The 16,338-nt window shown below is 70.9% G+C and carries 16 protein-coding genes; 3 read left to right on the top strand and 13 right to left on the bottom strand.

Features of this window, described 5'->3' with window-relative positions:
• The first annotated feature begins 126 nt into the window (after positions 1–126).
• Together ASF44_RS01900 and ASF44_RS01895 are read left to right on the top strand one after the other, a co-directional pair.
• Positions 127–1,311 carry an FAD-binding oxidoreductase gene (locus tag ASF44_RS01900; RefSeq protein WP_056897469.1) on the top strand — a complete coding sequence of 395 codons (1,185 nt, stop codon included), beginning with the start codon at positions 127–129 and terminating at the stop codon, positions 1,309–1,311.
• Between the two features lie 2 nt (positions 1,312–1,313).
• Positions 1,314–1,904 carry a HutD family protein gene (locus ASF44_RS01895; RefSeq protein ID WP_056897468.1) on the top strand — a complete coding sequence of 197 codons (591 nt, stop codon included), beginning with the start codon at positions 1,314–1,316 and terminating at the stop codon, positions 1,902–1,904.
• Here ASF44_RS01895 and ASF44_RS01890 read toward each other — a convergent pair.
• On the bottom strand, positions 1,901–2,734 hold the full coding sequence (locus ASF44_RS01890; RefSeq protein ID WP_056897467.1) for an NAD(P)H-binding protein: 834 nt from the start codon (positions 2,732–2,734) through the stop codon (positions 1,901–1,903). The genes ASF44_RS01895 and ASF44_RS01890 overlap by 4 nt on opposite strands.
• 114 nt (positions 2,735–2,848) lie before the next feature.
• Here ASF44_RS01890 and ASF44_RS01885 point away from each other — a divergent pair, with 114 nt between their 5' ends.
• Positions 2,849–3,751: a LysR family transcriptional regulator gene (locus ASF44_RS01885; protein ID WP_056897466.1), complete on the top strand. Its 903-nt coding sequence runs from the start codon at positions 2,849–2,851 to the stop codon at positions 3,749–3,751.
• Positions 3,752–3,754: 3 nt separating this feature from the next.
• Here ASF44_RS01885 and ASF44_RS01880 read toward each other — a convergent pair whose 3' ends face one another.
• The 12 genes from ASF44_RS01880 to ASF44_RS01825 form a co-directional block, all read right to left on the bottom strand.
• Positions 3,755–4,963, bottom strand: a complete 1,209-nt coding sequence (locus ASF44_RS01880) for an MFS transporter (protein ID WP_056897465.1) — start codon at positions 4,961–4,963, stop codon at positions 3,755–3,757.
• Positions 4,964–5,066: 103 nt separating this feature from the next.
• Positions 5,067–6,158, bottom strand: coding sequence for a YhcG family protein (locus ASF44_RS01875; protein WP_056897464.1), 1,092 nt, complete (start codon positions 6,156–6,158; stop codon positions 5,067–5,069).
• 38 nt (positions 6,159–6,196) lie between these two features.
• Positions 6,197–7,552: an amidase family protein gene (locus ASF44_RS01870; RefSeq protein WP_056897463.1), complete on the bottom strand. Its 1,356-nt coding sequence runs from the start codon at positions 7,550–7,552 to the stop codon at positions 6,197–6,199.
• A complete protein-coding gene (locus ASF44_RS01865) occupies positions 7,549–8,709 on the bottom strand; it encodes an ABC transporter substrate-binding protein (RefSeq protein WP_056897462.1) in 1,161 nt (386 codons plus the stop codon). The genes ASF44_RS01870 and ASF44_RS01865 overlap by 4 nt, the downstream gene beginning before the upstream one ends.
• Positions 8,710–8,743: 34 nt before the next feature.
• Entirely contained in the window at positions 8,744–9,463 is a 720-nt protein-coding gene (locus ASF44_RS01860) for an ABC transporter ATP-binding protein (RefSeq protein WP_056897461.1), read from the bottom strand.
• On the bottom strand, positions 9,456–10,229 hold the full coding sequence (locus ASF44_RS01855) for an ABC transporter ATP-binding protein (RefSeq protein ID WP_056897460.1): 774 nt from the start codon (positions 10,227–10,229) through the stop codon (positions 9,456–9,458). The genes ASF44_RS01860 and ASF44_RS01855 overlap by 8 nt, the downstream gene beginning before the upstream one ends.
• Entirely contained in the window at positions 10,226–11,191 is a 966-nt protein-coding gene (locus ASF44_RS01850) for a branched-chain amino acid ABC transporter permease (RefSeq protein WP_056897459.1), read from the bottom strand. Before ASF44_RS01850 ends, ASF44_RS01855 begins: the two co-directional genes overlap by 4 nt.
• Positions 11,188–12,048 carry a branched-chain amino acid ABC transporter permease gene (locus ASF44_RS01845; RefSeq protein ID WP_056897458.1) on the bottom strand — a complete coding sequence of 287 codons (861 nt, stop codon included), beginning with the start codon at positions 12,046–12,048 and terminating at the stop codon, positions 11,188–11,190. The genes ASF44_RS01850 and ASF44_RS01845 overlap by 4 nt, the downstream gene beginning before the upstream one ends.
• A 75-nt stretch (positions 12,049–12,123) precedes the next feature.
• Positions 12,124–13,302 (bottom strand): ABC transporter substrate-binding protein, encoded by a 1,179-nt coding sequence (locus tag ASF44_RS01840; protein WP_056897457.1) that lies wholly within the window; start codon positions 13,300–13,302, stop codon positions 12,124–12,126.
• A gap of 24 nt (positions 13,303–13,326) precedes the next feature.
• Positions 13,327–14,556, bottom strand: a complete 1,230-nt coding sequence (locus tag ASF44_RS01835; RefSeq protein ID WP_056897456.1) for an NAD(P)/FAD-dependent oxidoreductase — start codon at positions 14,554–14,556, stop codon at positions 13,327–13,329.
• Positions 14,556–14,879, bottom strand: coding sequence for a 2Fe-2S iron-sulfur cluster-binding protein (locus ASF44_RS01830; RefSeq protein WP_056897455.1), 324 nt, complete (start codon positions 14,877–14,879; stop codon positions 14,556–14,558). The genes ASF44_RS01835 and ASF44_RS01830 overlap by 1 nt, the downstream gene beginning before the upstream one ends.
• Positions 14,880–14,889: 10 nt before the next feature.
• Positions 14,890–16,329, bottom strand: coding sequence for a glutamine synthetase family protein (locus tag ASF44_RS01825; protein WP_056897454.1), 1,440 nt, complete (start codon positions 16,327–16,329; stop codon positions 14,890–14,892).
• Between the last annotated feature and the right edge of the window lie 9 nt (positions 16,330–16,338).

The raw sequence follows: 16,338 nt of genomic DNA, 5'->3' as shown, positions 1-16,338 counted from the left end.
GCGTCTGCCGGCAGCGCAACTTCAGCGGCGCTGATGCTGAAGATCAGCGGGCGCAGGGGCTGCGCGGCTTTGCACACCCGGCCCCTACGCTCGCCGCCATCCATTACTTCCCATCAGGACTCTGAGATGCGTACCTTTGACGCGATCGTTGTGGGCGCCGGCGTGATCGGCAGCTCGGTCGCCTACCACCTGGCCCGGCTCGGCTGCACCAAGGTGCTGGTGCTGGACCGCACCCAGGTCGGTGCCGGCACCACCTCGCAGTCCAGCGGCATCCTGCGCACGCACTACTCGGTGATCGAGAACGTGCGCCTGGCGCAGTCGTCCTGGCGTGTGTTCAACGACTTCGCCAACTACCTGGGCGACGCCGAGGCCTCGGCCGGCCTGGTCAAGTCGGGCTACCTGATCGCCGCGCCCGAGGGCGACAAGCTCGCGCCGTTGCGCGCCGCGCTGGAGGCGCAGCGTGCCCAGGGCATCCAGGTGGATTACCTGGACGCGGAGCAGGCCGGCGCCCTGCTGCCGATCGCGCGCTTCGACGACGCGGCGCTGATCGGCTACGAGCCCGAGGCCGGTTTTGCCGACGCCTACCTCGTGGCCACCAGCTTCGCCCGCGCCGCGCGCCGGCTCGGCGTGAAGATCATGGAGAACGTGGAGGTGCTGAGCCTGCTGCGCGAAGACGGCAAGGTCACAGGCGTGGAGACCTCCGAGGGCCGCTTCCACGCGCCCGTGGTGGTCAGTGCCCAGAACATCTGGGCCACCGACATCGAACGCTGGACCGGCATCGCATCGCCCGTCAAGGCCGAACGCCATGCCGTGCTGGCGCTGGAGGGCCCCGAGGCCTACACCTTCAAGATGCCCGTCTACAAGGACCTGGGCTCGCCCGGCATGCTGTACTGCCGCAGCTACGGCGGCAACCAGATGCTGGTCAGCGAAGGCATCGTGGGCGAGACGCTGGCGCTGCCCGACAACGAGCAGGGCGACATCAGCATGGACTACATGGTCGAGGTCGGCGAGCAGGTGGCCGAGCGCTTCCCGAGCTTCGAGACCGCGGGCGTGGCCTCGTCCTGGACCGGCGTCTACGACGTGACGCCGGACTGGAACCCGGTGTTGGGCCGCCTGCCCGACGTGCCGGGTCTGGTGGTCGGCTACGGCTTCTCGGGCCACGGCTTCAAGCTGTCGCCGGCCGTGGGCCTGGTGCTGGCGCAGTCCGCGCTGGGCCTGGCGACCGAGGTCGACATCGCGCCCTATGCGCTGGAGCGTTTCCGCACCGGCGGCCTGCTGACCGGCAAGTACGGCCTGGGCGCGGTCTCCTGAGCGTGCAGCGTTTCCGGCTGGCCGACCTGGCGCCCGCGCCGTGGCGCAACGGCGGCGGCGTGACGCGGGAGATCGCGCGCGGTGCTCTGGACGGTGCGACGGACTGGGACTGGCGGCTGAGTGTGGCCCGCATCGCGCACGACGGCCCGTTTTCGACCTTCTCCGGTGTCGACCGTGTGGCCACGCTGGTGGACGGCGCGGTGCGGCTGGAATCGGCCACGCAGACCCAGGCCTGGACGACGCCGGGCGAGGCCCATGGCTTCGCCGGCGAGACGGCGTTCACGGCGCGGCTCGATGGCGGCGGCGCCCGGTTCTTCAACGTGATGGTCCGGCGCGGGCGCCTGGTGGCCACGGTCGTGGCGCACCGCACATCGGGGGTTCTGGCGCCCGCGCAGGATGTGCAGCACGGCCTGCTGGTGCTGCACGGCCGCTTCGCGGTCGAGACGCCTGCCGGCACCGAACGGCTGGAGGCGGAGGACGGCCTGCTGTGGGCGGGCGCGCGGCCGGCGCTGCGGGCCACGCTGGACACGCCGACCGGCTGCCTGGTCGAGGTGCGGCTTTCCGCTCCGGCGCAGACCGACGGCGCGGCTTAGCGGAACGCGCCGGCGTGGTCCGCCGCGTACTGCGCCAGCGTGCGGGCCGGCCGGCCCGTCATGCGTTCGACCGCGTCGCTGACAGGGGCTGTATCGCCCGCGCGCACGGCCGCGAACAGCCCGGCCAGCATGCGGCCATGGTCCTGCGGCACGCCGGCGGCCTGCAGCTGGGCCACGAAGCTGTCGACGTCGATCGCGCGGTAGACGATGGGCCGGCCGGCGGCTTGCGACAGCAGCGTGGCCGCCGAGCCGTAGTTCAGGGCCTGCGGCCCGGTCAGCGTGAAGGCCTGGCCGTCAAAGTTCGTGCTGGTCAGCGCGGCCAGCGCGCAGGCCGCGATGTCGCGCGCGTCGATGAAGCTCGACGCGCCGGTGCCGGCCGGCAGCGCGATCACGCCTTGCGCCACGGCGGGTGCCCACATGCCATGGAAGTTGTCCGCGAACCAGTTGGGGCGCAGGATCACCGCGGACGGCTGCGCGCGCTGCAGCGCCAGCTCCACCTGGCGGTAGGGGTTCTGCGGCGTGTGCTCCACGCCCATGACGGACTGCAGCACGGTCTTCACGCCGCGCGCCGCTGCCGCGGCGACGACGGGCAGCAGGAACTGCGCGACCTGCGGGTTGTCGGCCGGCATCAGCAGGTAGAGCCGGTCGACGCCGTCCAGCGCCGGGCCCAGCGTGGCCGGGTTGGCGAAGTCGAAGCGCACCGCTTCGGCGCCCGCGAAGGCCGTGGCGTGGCGCGACGCGGCGCGCACGCGCTGGCCGGCCGCAACCAGCGCCGGCACGAGCAGGGCGCCCACGGTGCCGCTGGCACCCAGTACGAGAACTTTCTGCATGGCATGGTCCTTTCCAATGGTGAAGTGCAAATTAACGAGGGCCCAACGGTACGCAGCACCTCTTCCTCACGGAAGTCGGTGCAGCGCACAAGCTGCGTTAAGCTCAGCTTCACGATGGACGACCTCAAGCAGTTCGCGCTGTTCGCCGAGGTGGTGCGCGCGGGTTCGCTGAGCGCGGCCGCGCGGCACCTGGGCATCAGCACCTCGGCCGTGAGCCAGCAGCTGCGCGCGCTCGAGCAGCGCCACGGCGTCACGCTGTTGCACCGCTCCACGCGCAAGCTCGGTCTGACCGAGGCCGGGCGCAACCTGGCCGAGCATTGCGCGGCACTGGCGGCCACGGCCACGCGGGCGCGCCAGCAGCTCGCGCTGGCGCGCGACGCGCCCGAGGGCGAGCTGCGCATGTCGGCGCCGGTGGGTTTCGCGCGCTGCGTGGCACCGGCCCTGGCGCCGCTGCTGGCCGACCATGCCGCGCTGCGCCTGCACCTGGAGATCGACGACCGCATGATCGATCTCGTCGATGCGCGCATCGACCTGGCCATCCGCGTCGGCGAGATGGCGGATTCGGGCTGGAGCGCCAGGCGCCTGTGCGGCGTCGCGCTGCTGCTGTGCGCCGCGCCGGCCTACCTGGCGCGCACAGGCCAGCCGCAATCGCCGCGCGAACTGCCGGCGCACCAGTGGATTGCGCCGCCGCGTGGTGGCCGCGCCTTGCCCGTGCAGATGACCGGGCCCGACGGCGCGGTCGAGGCCATCGAGGTTGCGCCGCGCATCACGAGCAACAGCCAGATCTCGCTGCAGCAGCTGTGCGTGTCGGGCCTGGGCCTGGCCTTCGTGGTCGGCACCGAGGCCGACGAGGACCTGCGGGCGCAGCGGCTCGTGCAGGTGCTGCCCGAATGGCGTGTGCCGCCCATGCCGCTGTGGGCCGTGACGCCGCAGCGCGATGCCAAGCCGGCCAAGGTGCGCCACGCGATCGCGGCGCTGCAGGCTTATCTGCGCGGCTTTCCCGGCACCTCCGACTGAGCGTCAGTGCGGCACGCGCGCCGGGATGAAGTGCGCCAGCACGCCGGCCGCCGCGAAGGCCACCAGGCCGATGGCGGCTATGCCCCAGCCCAGCGACAGCGCGCCTGCCAGGAAGGACAGCAGCGCCGGCCCGCTGGACGAGCCGATGTCGGCCATCAGCCGCCACACGCCCAGGAAGTGCGCGCGGCCGTGGCGTGGCGAGTGGTCGGCGCCCAGCGTCATGATCAGGCCCGAGCCGATGCCGTTGCCAAAACCGATGGCCAGCGCCGCGACCAGCAGCGTGTTGAAGCCCGTGGTGAAGGGCATCGCCAGCAGGCCAAGGCCCATGATGACCATGGACGGCACGGCCACCCAGCGCCGGCCCTTGAGGTCCATGAGCTTGCCGGCCGGGTAGAACACCAGCATGTCGATGCCGCCGGCCAGGCCGTAGACGAGCGAGGCCACGGCCGGTGCCAGCATCAGGTGGTCGGCCCACAGCGGGATCACGACCTGGCGCGAGGCGCGCACGGCGCTCAGCAGCGTGACGCCCAGGCCCAGCGTGAGGAAGGTGCGGCGGTGGTCGCGCAGCATGGAGGCGATGCTGGTGGCCGCCGGTGCCGCCTGGCCGGGCGCGGGCGCAGGCACGGCCAGGTCGGGCACGCGCGAGCCCAGCGCCGCTGCGGCCAGCACGCCCGCGATGCCGACACCGAAGGCGCCCGACAGGCCGAAGGCGTGCACGGCCGCCGCACCGAGGAAGGGCCCGATGAACATGCCGATGCGCATGACCCCGCCCAGCGTGGACAGCGCGCGCGCCCGGTACTGCATGGGCACGGCCTCGGTCATGTAGCTCTGGCGCGCCAGGTTGTAGACCGCCTGCGACATGCCCACCATGAAGCAGCCCAGCGCGAACAGCGCGAGGTGGCCCGTGAACACGCACATCGCCATGCCCAGCGCGCTCCACAGGCCCGCGGCGACGATGGCGCCGCGCTCGCCCCAGCGCATGGTGATCAGCGAGGCCGGGATGTTGGAGAGCAGCGAGCCCAGGCCGATCAGCGTGACGATCAGCGCGGCCATGGGCACGGAGCCGCCGAGTTCGCGCGCCATGAGCGGGATGATGGGCAGGATCGCACCCTCGCCCAGGCCGAACAGCAGCGAGGGGCCGAAGGCGGGGATGGCGATGCGGCGGAAGGAGAACTCGGGGGAGGGGGCGGGCGCGGCGGGCGGGGCGGACATGCGGGAGGCGGCTGGGCGGGCCAGCAGGGACGAGGTGCGGGCCGCGATTGTGGCGCTGCTCGAATCGTCTTGCGTTGCGCTCAGGCTCTGCGGGGTGCGGCGGTCAAGGCGCGCGCCGCTTCCTCGGACGCTTTGCAGGCGGATCGGCCGGCGGCGCCGTCTCGGGCGCGCTCAGCGCATAGAACTCGTGCAGCTTGGCCGCCAGCATCTGCCGGTCCGGCAGCTGTGTCTGGTACTGCGCCACCAGCGCAGGCGACAGCGTGCGGCTCAGGGCGTACTCGACCACCTCGCTGTCCTTGCTGGCGCACAGCAGCAGGCCGATGGCCGGGTTCTCGTGCGGCTTCTTCACGTCGCGGTCCAGCGCTTCGAGGTAGAAGTTGAGCTTGCCGAGGTGTTCGGGTTCGAAGCGGTCGACCTTCAACTCGATGGCCACCAGGCAGTTCAGGCCGCGGTGGAAGAACAGCAGGTCCAGTGCGAAGTCGCGCCCACCCACCTGCAGGGGAAATTCCGATCCGACGAAACAGAAGTCGCGGCCCAGTTCGATCAGGAAGCTGCGCAACTCGGCCAGCAGGCCGCGGTGCAGGTCGGCTTCGGTGTGGCCGGTGGGGAGATTCAGGAATTCGACGGCATAGGTGTCCTTGAAGGCACCGGCTGCGGTATCTCCATGCATTTGTGTCAGCGCTGCTGACACTTTTGGTGAAGCGAGCACCACCTGTTCGAAGGCATGCAGGCGCAGCTGCCGCTCCAGCTCGCGGCTGCCCCAGCGTTGCTGGATCGCCATGCGCAGGTAGAACGTGCGCTCTTCCGCGCGCTTGGCCTGGCTCAGGATGAGGAGGTTGTGCGTCCATGGAAGTTGTGTCAGCAGTGGTGTCACCACTTCATCGCCGCGGTAGGTCTCGAAGAACTGGCGCATGCGAAACAGGTTGCGGCGCGTGAAACCGCGCTGCCCGGGCAGCGTGCGTGCCAGGTGGGCCGCCAGCTTGTCCACCACGCCTTCGCCCCATTCGGCTGCCGCCAGCTTGCCGCTGATGTACTCGCCGATCTGCCAATACAAGCGCACCAACTCGGTGTTGACAGCCTGGTAGGCGCGTTGGCGCGCCTGCTCGATCAGCCGCACCACTTCGGCGAAGGCCGACTCCACCGGTGGAGCCGTGACTGCACCAGGATTCTTGGAGGCCGGTTGGCGGGGACGCATCGCTGGATTGTCATCCACCGGCCTCCCGCCAGTCCGCCTCACCCCGCCGCCAGCATCCCCTCGACCACCCGCCCCGCGTGCAGCACCAGCTCGTCCGCATACCGCCGCGCCACCACCTGCAGCCCGAACGGCAGGCCCTGCGCGTCGCGGCCCAGCGGCAGGCTCAGCGCCGGTTGCTGCGTGAGGTTGAACGGGTAGCAGTAGCCGTTGCCGGCGAACCAGTTGCGCGGCTGGGCGTCGGGCGCCTCGGGCAGCAGGGGCGCCACCGTCGGCGCGGCCGGCGTCAGCAGCACGTCGATGCTTGCGAACTGCTGGGCCAGCGCGCCGGCCAGGCCGCGCAGCTGGGCGCGGGCGCGCGCCAGGCGCGTGGGCGAGAGATCGGCGCCCTGCTCCCACAGGCGCTGCAGCGCCGGGTCCAGCGCAGCGCGCTGGGCCCCGCTCCAGTCGACGAAGGACTCGTGCACGCGCGACTGCCAGACGGTCCACATGGCCTGGTCGGCGTCCAGGCCCAGCGGTGGCAGCGCCACGAGCTGGTGGCCGGCCGCGGCCAGGCGCTCCAGCAGCGCCCGCATGGCCTGCGCGATGGCCGGGTCCAGTGCGGTGGGCGCGCCCAGCGCCAGGCTCCAGCCGATGCGCAGCTGGGCAGGCCGCTGTGCGGGCGTGCGCGGGTACAGCGAGGCCGGGTCGCGCGGGTCGCTCTGGCCCAGCACGGCCATGGCGCGGGCGCAGTCGGCCACGCTGCGCGTGAGCGGGCCGAAGTGCGCGAACTCGGCGAAGGCGCTCTGCGGCGCGGCCGGGATCGCGCCGTACGTGGGCTTGAAGCCGACCACACCGCACCAGGCGGCCGGGATGCGCACCGAGCCGCCTGCGTCGCTGCCCACGGCCAGCGGCCCCCAGCCGGCCGCCACCTGCGCGGCCGCGCCGCTGCTGGAGCCGCCCGCGCTGCGCGTCACGTCGCGCGGGTTGCGCGTGGTGCCGGCATGCGGGTTGTGGCTGTCGATGGTCCAGCCGAACTCGGTGGTCGTGGTCTTGCCGAACAGCACGGCACCGGCCGCGCGCAGCTGGGCCACGAGCGGTGCGTCCTGCGCGGCGGGTGGGTCGCCGGCGGTGGCCAGCGAGCCGCGCCGCGTGGGCCAGCCGGCCACGGGCAGCAGGTCCTTGATGGAGACCGGCACGCCGTCCAGCGGCCCCAGCGCACGGCCGGCCTGCCAGCGCGCAGCCGAAGCCTGCGCCTGGGCCAGCGCGCCTTCGGCATCCAGGTGGCACAAGGCGTTGAGGCCTGGCGTGTCGGCGCCGGCCTCGGCCAGCAGGGCCTGCAGCACGGCGACCGGATCGTGCACGCCGCGCGCATAGGCGGCGGTCAGCGCGCCGATGTCCAGCTTCAGCGCGCTCATCCTTTCGTCGCGGGGTACGTCTCGATCTCCACGTTGGCCAGCACTTCGCCGACCTTCTCGACGCGGCGGATGTACTGGTCCTGCACGATGTCGCGCGTCTTCGCGTCGATGGCGATGCGCCCGCGCGGGCTGTCCAGCTGCAGGCCCTGCATGGCCTGCAGCAGTGCTGCACCGTCGGCGTTGCCGCCCGCCTTGTGCAGGGCCGCGTAGATGGCGGCCATGCCGTCGTAGGCGGCCACGGCCATGATGGTGGGCCGGGCCTTGGCGTCGCGCTGGGCCTTGAAGTCGCGCACGAAGCGCGCGTTCAGCTCCGACTTGTGGTGCATGGAATAGGGGTAGACCGTGGTCAGCCCCAGCGCGCGCTCGCCGATGGTCTCGATGATGGCCTCGTCCACGATGTCGCCCGTGCCGACCAGCTGGATGCCGGCCTGCTCCAGGCCCTTCTCGCGGTACTCGCGGATGAAGGCCGGCGCCACGTCGCCGCCGTTGACGAAGGCGAACAGCAGGTCGGGCTTCGCATCCTTCACGCGCTGCATGTAGGGCGAAAAGTCCAGCGTGACCAGCGGCGTGCGCACGCTGCCCACGATCTCGCCGCCCGTGGCCTTGTAGGCAGCCAGGAACGCGGCCTCGGCGTCGTGGCCGGGCGCGTAGTCGGCCACGATCACGTAGGCCTTCTTCGAGCCCTTCTGCGCGGCCCACTCCGCAATCGGCGGCACGGTGTTGGGGTAGTCGAACGAGGTGCGCACCATGAAGGGCGACTTCTCGGTCAACTTGGCCGCGGCGGCGTTCATGACCACCATGGGCACCTTGGCCTGCGTGGCAATCGGCGCGACCGACAGCGCATTGGGCGTGAAGCCGAAGCCGGCCAGCACGCCGACCTTGTCGCGCACGATGAGCTCCTGCGCGAGCCGCTTGGCCAGTTCGGGGTTGGGGCCGGCCACGTCCTTGACGACGACCTCCACCTTGCGGCCGGCGACGCTGTCGCCGAACTGCTTCTGGTAGACCGCGATGCCGGCCTGCATCTGGCGGCCGAACTCGGCGAAGGGGCCCGACATCTCGGCGATGAGGCCGATGCGGAGGGGGTCCTGCGCGGCGAAGGCGCGTGGCAGGGCCAGGCCGAGGGCGCTGGCGGCGAGCAGGTGGCGACGGTGGAACATGGAGGACTCCTTGGACTCTTTGAAAAGGGGCGGGTCAGGCGGGCTCTTCTTCGATGCCGACGCCGAGGAACTTGTCGAGCAGGGCCTGGTCTGCGGCCAGAGCCTTGCTGGGTCCGGCGTGCACCACGGTGCCGCGCTCCAGCACGATGGCCTGGTGCGTCATTTCCAGCGCCAGCACCGGGTGTTGCTCGACCACGATGGAGGCCAGGCCTTCGCTCTCGCACAGCCGGCGGATGGCCTCCGCGAGTTCCTCCACGATGATGGGCGCCAGGCCCTCCATGGGCTCGTCGAGCAGCAGCAGCAAGGGGTTGGTCATCAGCGCGCGGGCGATGGCCAGCATCTGCTGCTCGCCGCCCGAAAGCTGGTTGCCGTAGTTGCCGCAGCGCTCGCGCAGGCGCGGGAACAGGCCGTAGACGCGCGTGAGGTTCCAGGCGCCGGGGCGGGAGACCACGGTCAGGTTCTCTTCCACGGTCAACGAGGGGAAGACCTCGCGCTCCTGCGGCACCCAGCCCAGGCCGGCGCGCACGCGCTGGTGGGCAGGCGTGCGCGTGATGTCCTGGCCGCGCCAGCGGATCGCGCCGCCCGTCACGCGGGTGTTGCCCATCAGCGTCTCGAGCGTGGTGGTCTTGCCCACGCCGTTGCGCCCGAGGATGGCCAGGCTCTCTCCGGCACGCAGTGAAAAGCCCAGGCGGTCCAGCACCACGGCGTTGCCGTAGCCGGCGGTCACGCCGTCGAAGGCCAGCAGTTCAGACATGGGTGGACTCCTTGCGGATGTTCACGTGGGTCTTGCCCAGATACACCTCGCGCACGCGCGGGTCGTGGCCGATCTCGGCCGGCGTGCCCTCGGTCAGGATGCGGCCGGCCACGAGCACCGAGATGCGGCGCGCGAAGCGGAACACGAGCTTCATGTCGTGCTCGATGAACAGCACGCTGATGTCGTCGGGCAGCTCGGCGATCACGTCGAACAGCTCGCCGCTCTCGTCCTCTGGCACGCCGGCGGCCGGTTCGTCCAGCAGCAGGATGCGCGGCCGCGCGGCCAGCGCCAGCGCGATCTCCAGCAGCCGCTGCTTGCCGTAGGCCAGTTCGGCCACCGGCACGTCGGCCAGCGCGTCCAGCCGCAGCCGGGCCAGCAGCGCATGGGCCTCGTCGAAGGCCGCCTTGCTGCGGCCGAAGGGGCGCCACCAGGTCGCGCCCTGGCCTTCGCGCTCGTGGATGGCCAGCACCACCGACAGCAGCGGCGTGAGGCTGGGGAACAGCGTGTTGATCTGGAAGGTGCGCGCCAGCCCGCTGCGCGCGCGCCGGTCGGCCGGCCAGGCTGTGATGTCCTCGCCGTTCACGCGGATGCTGCCGGCGCTCGGCTTGTAGATGCCGGTCAGCAGGTTGATCAGCGTGGTCTTGCCGGCGCCGTTGGGGCCGATCAGCGCCTGGCGCGCGCCGGGCTCCAGCGAGAGGTTCACATCGGCCACGGCATGGAAGGCGCCGAAGCTGATGCCCAGCCCTTGGGTCACGAGCGCGCTCATGCGGAGTGCTCCTTGGTCCGGATGCGACGCGACAGCGCGCCCATGATGCCGCCGCGGCCCAGCATGACGGCCGCGATCAGGAAGATGCCGAGCCAGAACATCCAGTACTCGGGGTTCAGGTCGGCGAACCAGTCGTGCACCAGCATGTAGACGATGGCGCCGACCAGGCCGCCATACAGCCGGCCCGTGCCGCCCAGCACCAGGATGATCAGGATCTCGGCCGAGCGGTTGAAGCCGATGGACTCGATGCCCACGAACTGCGTGGTCTGCGCCAGCAACGCGCCGGCCACGCCGGCCACCGCGGCCGAGAAGCCGTAGGCCATGCGCAACCGTGCCTCCACGGGCGAGCCGATGGCCAGCATGCGCCTGCGGTTGTCGTGGATGCCGCGCAGCGCCAGCCCGAACGGCGAACGAAGGATCAGCCGCACCAACAGGAACATGGCCAGCACCACGCCGAAGGCGTAGAGGAAGGCGGTCTTGCCGAACAGGTCGAACTCGAACACGCCGAGCACGGGCGACACGTTCATGCCCTGCAGCCCGTCGCTGCCGCCCGTGATGCCCGAGAGCCGGTTGGCCAATTCGGCCAACAGCATGCACACGCCGATGGTGATCATGAGCCGCGTGAGGTCGGCGCCGCGCACGATCAGGTAGCTCAGCGCATAGCCCAGCGCACCGGCCACCAGCAGCGCGGCCAGCAGGCCGCTGAAGGGCTCGCCCCAGCCGTGCTTGGCCAGCAGGCCCGCGGTGTAGGCGCCGGCGCCGAAGAAGGCCGCATGGCCCACGGTCAGGATGCCGGCGTAGCCCAGCGCCATGTCCAGCGCCACCGCGAACAGGCCGAAGATCAGGATCTGGCTCAGCAGCGTGAGGTGGTTGGGCGCGAGGAAGAAGCTGGACGCAAGCAGCAGCCAGAACGCGATCTCGGCCGCGCGCAATTGGCCCGGCGACAAGGTGATGGGTTTCATGCAATCCCCTTCTTGGGCACGATGCCGTTGGGCCGCAGCAGCAGCATGCCGATCATGAACACGTAGACCAGGAAGGCGCCGGCCTCGGGCAGGTAGTACTTGCCGGCCACGTCGACGATGCCGACCAGCAGCGCGGCGATGAACGGGCCGGTGATGGTGCCCGCGCCGCCCACGCAGACCACGATCAAGAAGTACACCATGTACTTGAGCGGGAACGAGGGCTCCAGGCCCAGCATGCCCAGGCTCAGCGCACCGCCCAGGCCCGCCAGGCCGCAGCCCAGCGAGAAGGTCAGGAAGAACAGCCGCTGCACGTGGATGCCCGTGCCAGCGGCCACGCGCTGGTTGTCCACCGCGGCGCGCACCATGGCGCCGTAGCGCGTGCGGCCCATGGCCAGCAGCAGCAGGGCCAGCACCACCACGCCGCAGACGATCAGGAACATGCGGTAGCGGCTCAGTTCCAGGCCCGCCACCGAGAACTGGCCTTGCAGTGCGGCCGGCAGGTGGAAGGGCAGCATCGTGGGACCGAAGGCGTACGTCAGCGCCGCGATGGACACGAACACCACGCCGATGGACAGCAGCACCTGGTCCAGCGGGTGCGCGCGGTACAGCCGTCTGTAGAACGCGAACTCCAGCACGGCGCCCAGCAGCGCCGCGGCCACGAAGGCCGCGGCCAGCGCACCCCAGTAGGGCAGGCCCATCTGGTTCATGAGCACCGCGGCCGTGTAGCCGCCCACCACCGCGAAGCTGCCGTGCGCGAGGTTGACGAAGTTCATCAAGCCCATGGTGATGGACAGGCCCACCGCCATGAGGAACAGGAGCATGCCGTAGGCCACTCCGTCGAAGAGGACGATACCCATTGGATTCCCGATGCGGGGCACGCGACGCCTGGATAGGCGCCGCGTGCCGAGGTCAGCGCCTTGGCGGACGCAGGCTTACTTGGCTTCCTTCGCCGGGTCCTTCACGCGGTCGAACTTGTCGAACTCCGCGTTCACGAGCTTGCCGCCCGCCTTCTCGGTCTTGCGGATGTAGACGGTCTGCACGATGTCGCGCGTGGCGGCGTCGATCTCGATGGGGCCGCGCGGGCTTTCGAACTGCAGGCCCTTGAGCGCTTCCATCACTTTGTCGCCGTTGGCGTCGCCGCCGGTCTTCTTGAGCGCCAGGTCGATGGCCGACATCGCGTCGTAGGCCGTCACGGCGAAGTAGCTCGGCCGCATGCTGGTGCCGAACTGGGCCTCGAAGTCCTTCACGAACTTCTGGTTCTTGGCCGAGGGGTGGGCGTAGGAATAGTGGTGGCTGGTGACCAGGCCCAGCGCCACGTCGCCTGTCGCATCGAGGTAGCTGTCGTCGGTGGCCTCGCCCGTGGCGTAGAGCTTGATGCCGGCCTCGTCCATGCCGCGTTCCTTCCAGACCTTGAGGAAGGCCGGCGGCATCACGCCCGAGGGGAAGAAGAAGAACACCGATTGCGGCTTGGCGTCCTTGATGCGCTGCACGTAGGCCGAGAAGTCGGGGTTGTTCATGGGCGTGCGCAGCTCGCCCACGACCTTGCCGCCGCCTTCCTCGAAGGCCTTCTTGAACGCGGTCAGTGCGTCGGTGCCTGGCGCGTAGTCGGCCACCACCACATAGGCTTCCTTGGTGCCGTTCTTGAGCATCCAGCGTGCCATCGGGTCGGACACCTGCTGCACCGTGAACGACAGCCGCGCCACGTAGGGCGAGGCGGTGGTGATGCCCGAGGACGAGGCGTTCATGACCACCGTGGGGATCTTGGCCTGCGTGGCGACGGCTGCCACGGCGTAGGCGTTGGGGCTGAAGTCCAGGCCCGTGAGGATCTGCACCTTGTCGCGCACGATCAGTTCCTGGGCGATGCGCTTGGAGGCGTCGGGGTTGGCGCCTCCCGTGTCCTTCTTGACGACTTCCACCGAGCGGCCCGCGATCTTGCCGCCGTGCTCCTTGAGGTAGAGCGCCACGCCCGCGTCGAACTGGCGGCCGTAGTCGGCGTAGGGGCCGGAGTAGGTGCCGATCAGGCCGATCTTGAGCGCGTCCTGGGCGTGCGCGGCCGTGCCCAGGACGGCCAGCGCGGCGGCGGCCAGGAGGGAGCGTTTGGACATCTTCATCGTGGGGAACTCCGTGGGAAAGGATCAGCCGCGAGGCTGGGGGATGGAAAACGGTTTGAGGTCGGCCGCGGGGTCGGCCAGCACCTCGGAGGGGACCTGCGCGCGCAGCGCGATCAGCTTGCGCGCCAGCATGTGCTCGGCCGGCCGGTTGACCGAATGCGCCGCCGCCACCGCGCCGTCGCGCAGGTAGAACAGCGTGAAGCGGTCGCTGGCCATGTCGCCGCGCAGCACGGTCTGGTCGCCATGGGCGGGCAGGCCGGCCATCTGCAGCTTGAGGTCGTGCTGCTCGCTCCAGAACCAGGGCACGGCCGTGAGCGGCTGCGGCTGGCCCACCAGCACGGAGGCCGCGGCGCGCGCGCCGTCGTTGGCGGCCTGGATGGATTCGAGTCGCAGGCGGCCTTGCGGCAGCGCCATGTTGGCGCAGTCGCCGGCGGCCAGCACGTTCGGCTCGCTGGTGCGGCCACAGGCGTCGACGAGGATGCCGCCCGCGCAGGCGATGCCGGCGGCCTCGGCCAGCGCCACGTTGGGTAGAACGCCGATGCCGAGCACCACGAGGTCGCAGCCGAGCTGGCGGCCATCGTCCAGCAGCACGGATTCGACATGGCCCGCGGTGCCGAGCAATGCCTCGACGCCGCGGCCGAGCTCCAGCGTGACGCCGCGCTGGCGGTGCGCTGCGGCCACGTAGTCGGACATCGATTCCGGAAAGCTGCGCGCGAGCAGCCGGGTCTGGCCCTCGATCACCGTGACCTGCGCGCCGGCCGCTGTGAGTGCGGCCGCGACCTCCAGGCCGATGAAGCCGCCGCCGACGACGCAGGCACGCGTGCTGCGTCCCAAGGCTTGTTGAACCGCCAGCGCATCGTCCAGCGTGCGCAACTGGTGCACGCCCTGCAGCGTGGCGCCCGGCACCGGCAATGGCCTGCAGCGCGCGCCCGTGGCGAGCGCCAGCCAGCCGTAGTCCAGGTGGCTGCCGTCGGCCAGCTGCACGCGCTGCGCGGCGAGGTCGAGCGCGGTGGCGCGCGCGCCCAGGCGCAGGTCGATGTTCTGCTCGGTGTAGAAGTCGGGCCCGCGCAGCGCGAGCTGGTCCACCGCCGTCTTGCCGCTCAGCAGGCCCTTGGAGAGCGGCGGGCGCTGGTAGGGCGCGTGCGCCTCGTCGCCCAGCAGCACGATGGGCGCGTCGAAGCCCTGCTCGCGCGCCGCCGCCGCGAGCTGCACGCCTGCGTACGAGGCGCCGACGATGACGAGGGCGGTGGCCATCAGACGTGTGTCTCGGGCACGCGCACCGTGAGGCCGTCGAGCTCTGCCGTCACCGTGATCTGGCAACTCAGCCGGCTGTTCGGCGCCCGTTCGCTGGCCGTGGCGTCCAGCAGTTCGTCTTCCATCTCGTCGGGCGCGGGCAGCTTGCCGAGGAAGTCTTCGGCGACATAGACATGGCAGGTCGCGCACGAGCAGCTGCCGCCGCATTCGGCGTCGATGCCCCGGATGTTGTGGCGGATGGCGGTCTCCATCACGCTGGCGCCGGGCTTGGCCTGGACGCTGCGCGTGCTGCCGTCCTGCAGGATGTAGTGGATCGTGGGCATGGCGTAGGTCTTAGAACATGTCGAAGTATTCGCGGTGCTCCCACTCGGTCACCTCGAGGTTGAAGCGTGCGATTTCGGCCTGCTTGATGTGGCAGTAGTAGTCGACGAAGGGCTTGCCCAGGCCTTCGACCAGCACGGCATCGGCCTGCAGCGCGGCCAGCGCGGCGTCGAGCGAGCGTGGCAGCTGCTCGGCCGGTGTCTCGTACGGTGCGTCGGCCGAGGGCCCCGGGTCCAGCCGCCCGGCGATGCCGTGCAGGCCAGAGAACAGCTGCGAGGCCAGGTACAGGTAGGGGTTGGCCGTGGGCTCGCCGACGCGGTTCTCGATGCGCGAGGCCGTGTCGCCCGGCGCACCCAGCACGCGCAGCATGGCGCCGCGGTTGTCCTGGGCCCAGATGGCGCGGTCGGGCGCCAGCGAGAACGGCCGGTAGCGCCGGTAGCCGTTCAGCGTGGGGCTGGCCAGCGCGGCGGCGCCGCAGGCATGGGCCTTGAGGCCGGCCAGGTACTGCATGCCGAGCGGGCTCAGCACGTCTGCGCCGGCCTCGGGCATGAAAGCGTTGCGGCCGTCGCCGGTGTGCCGCAGCGACTGGTGCAGGTGCCAGCCGCTGGACATCACGTTGGGGATCTTCGGCCGGCACATGAAGGTGGCGTGGTACCCGTTGCGCTGGCAGATCTGCTTGATGGCGCTGCGCAGCAGCACCATGGTGTCGGCCGGCGCCATGCCGACCGTGGGGCCGAACACGAGTTCGAACTGGCTGGGGCCGAACTCGATCTCCAGCGAATGCAGCGGCAGGCCGAGCGCCTGCAACTGCGTGCGCAGCAGGTCCATGAGACCGTCCACGCGGTCGTAGCGCAGCTCCGTCAGGTACTGGTGGCCGTGCGTGAGCAGCGAGACGGCCGGCGGCGTGCCGGGCTGGCCTGCATCTGCCAGGGCCATGTGCGCCTCGTCGAGCTTGAACACGTGGAACTCGACCTCGAGGCCGGCCACGAACTCCAGGCCGCGCGCGCCCAACTGGTCCAGCGCGCGCTGCAGGATGCGGCGCGTGGCGAACGGGCAGGCCTGGCCGTCCTTCATGTAGGCATCGCACAGCACCCAGCCCGTGCGCGGCGCCCAGGGCAGCATGCGGAAGGTGGACGGGTCGGGCAGCACCGTGAAGTCGGCGCCGCCCTGCAAGCCTTCGAGCGCGAAGCCGCCGCCGGCCGAGAACACCGGGAACACTGAGCGGTGCGAGGTGTCCTTGGCCAGCAGCGTGCTCGTGAGGTTGACGCCGCGTGCGAGCGCGCCGCGCGCGGCCTCGGCCACCAGGGTCTTGCCGCGCAGCACCCCGTGCTGGTCGGGCCAGGCGAAGCGCAGCACGTCGAGCTCGCCCGCGTCGATGCGGCCGACGATGTCCGCGGCCTGGGCCTGTTGGTCGGCGCTCCAGAGGTCGAAGCGTTCGGCAAAGGTGCTCATCGCGTGGTG

The sequence above is a fragment of the Pseudorhodoferax sp. Leaf274 genome (assembly GCF_001422445.1).
Lineage (GTDB): Bacteria > Pseudomonadota > Gammaproteobacteria > Burkholderiales > Burkholderiaceae_C > Pseudorhodoferax.
Note: the sequence above shows the minus strand (reverse complement) of the source record. Positions and strands in the feature narration are given on the sequence as shown.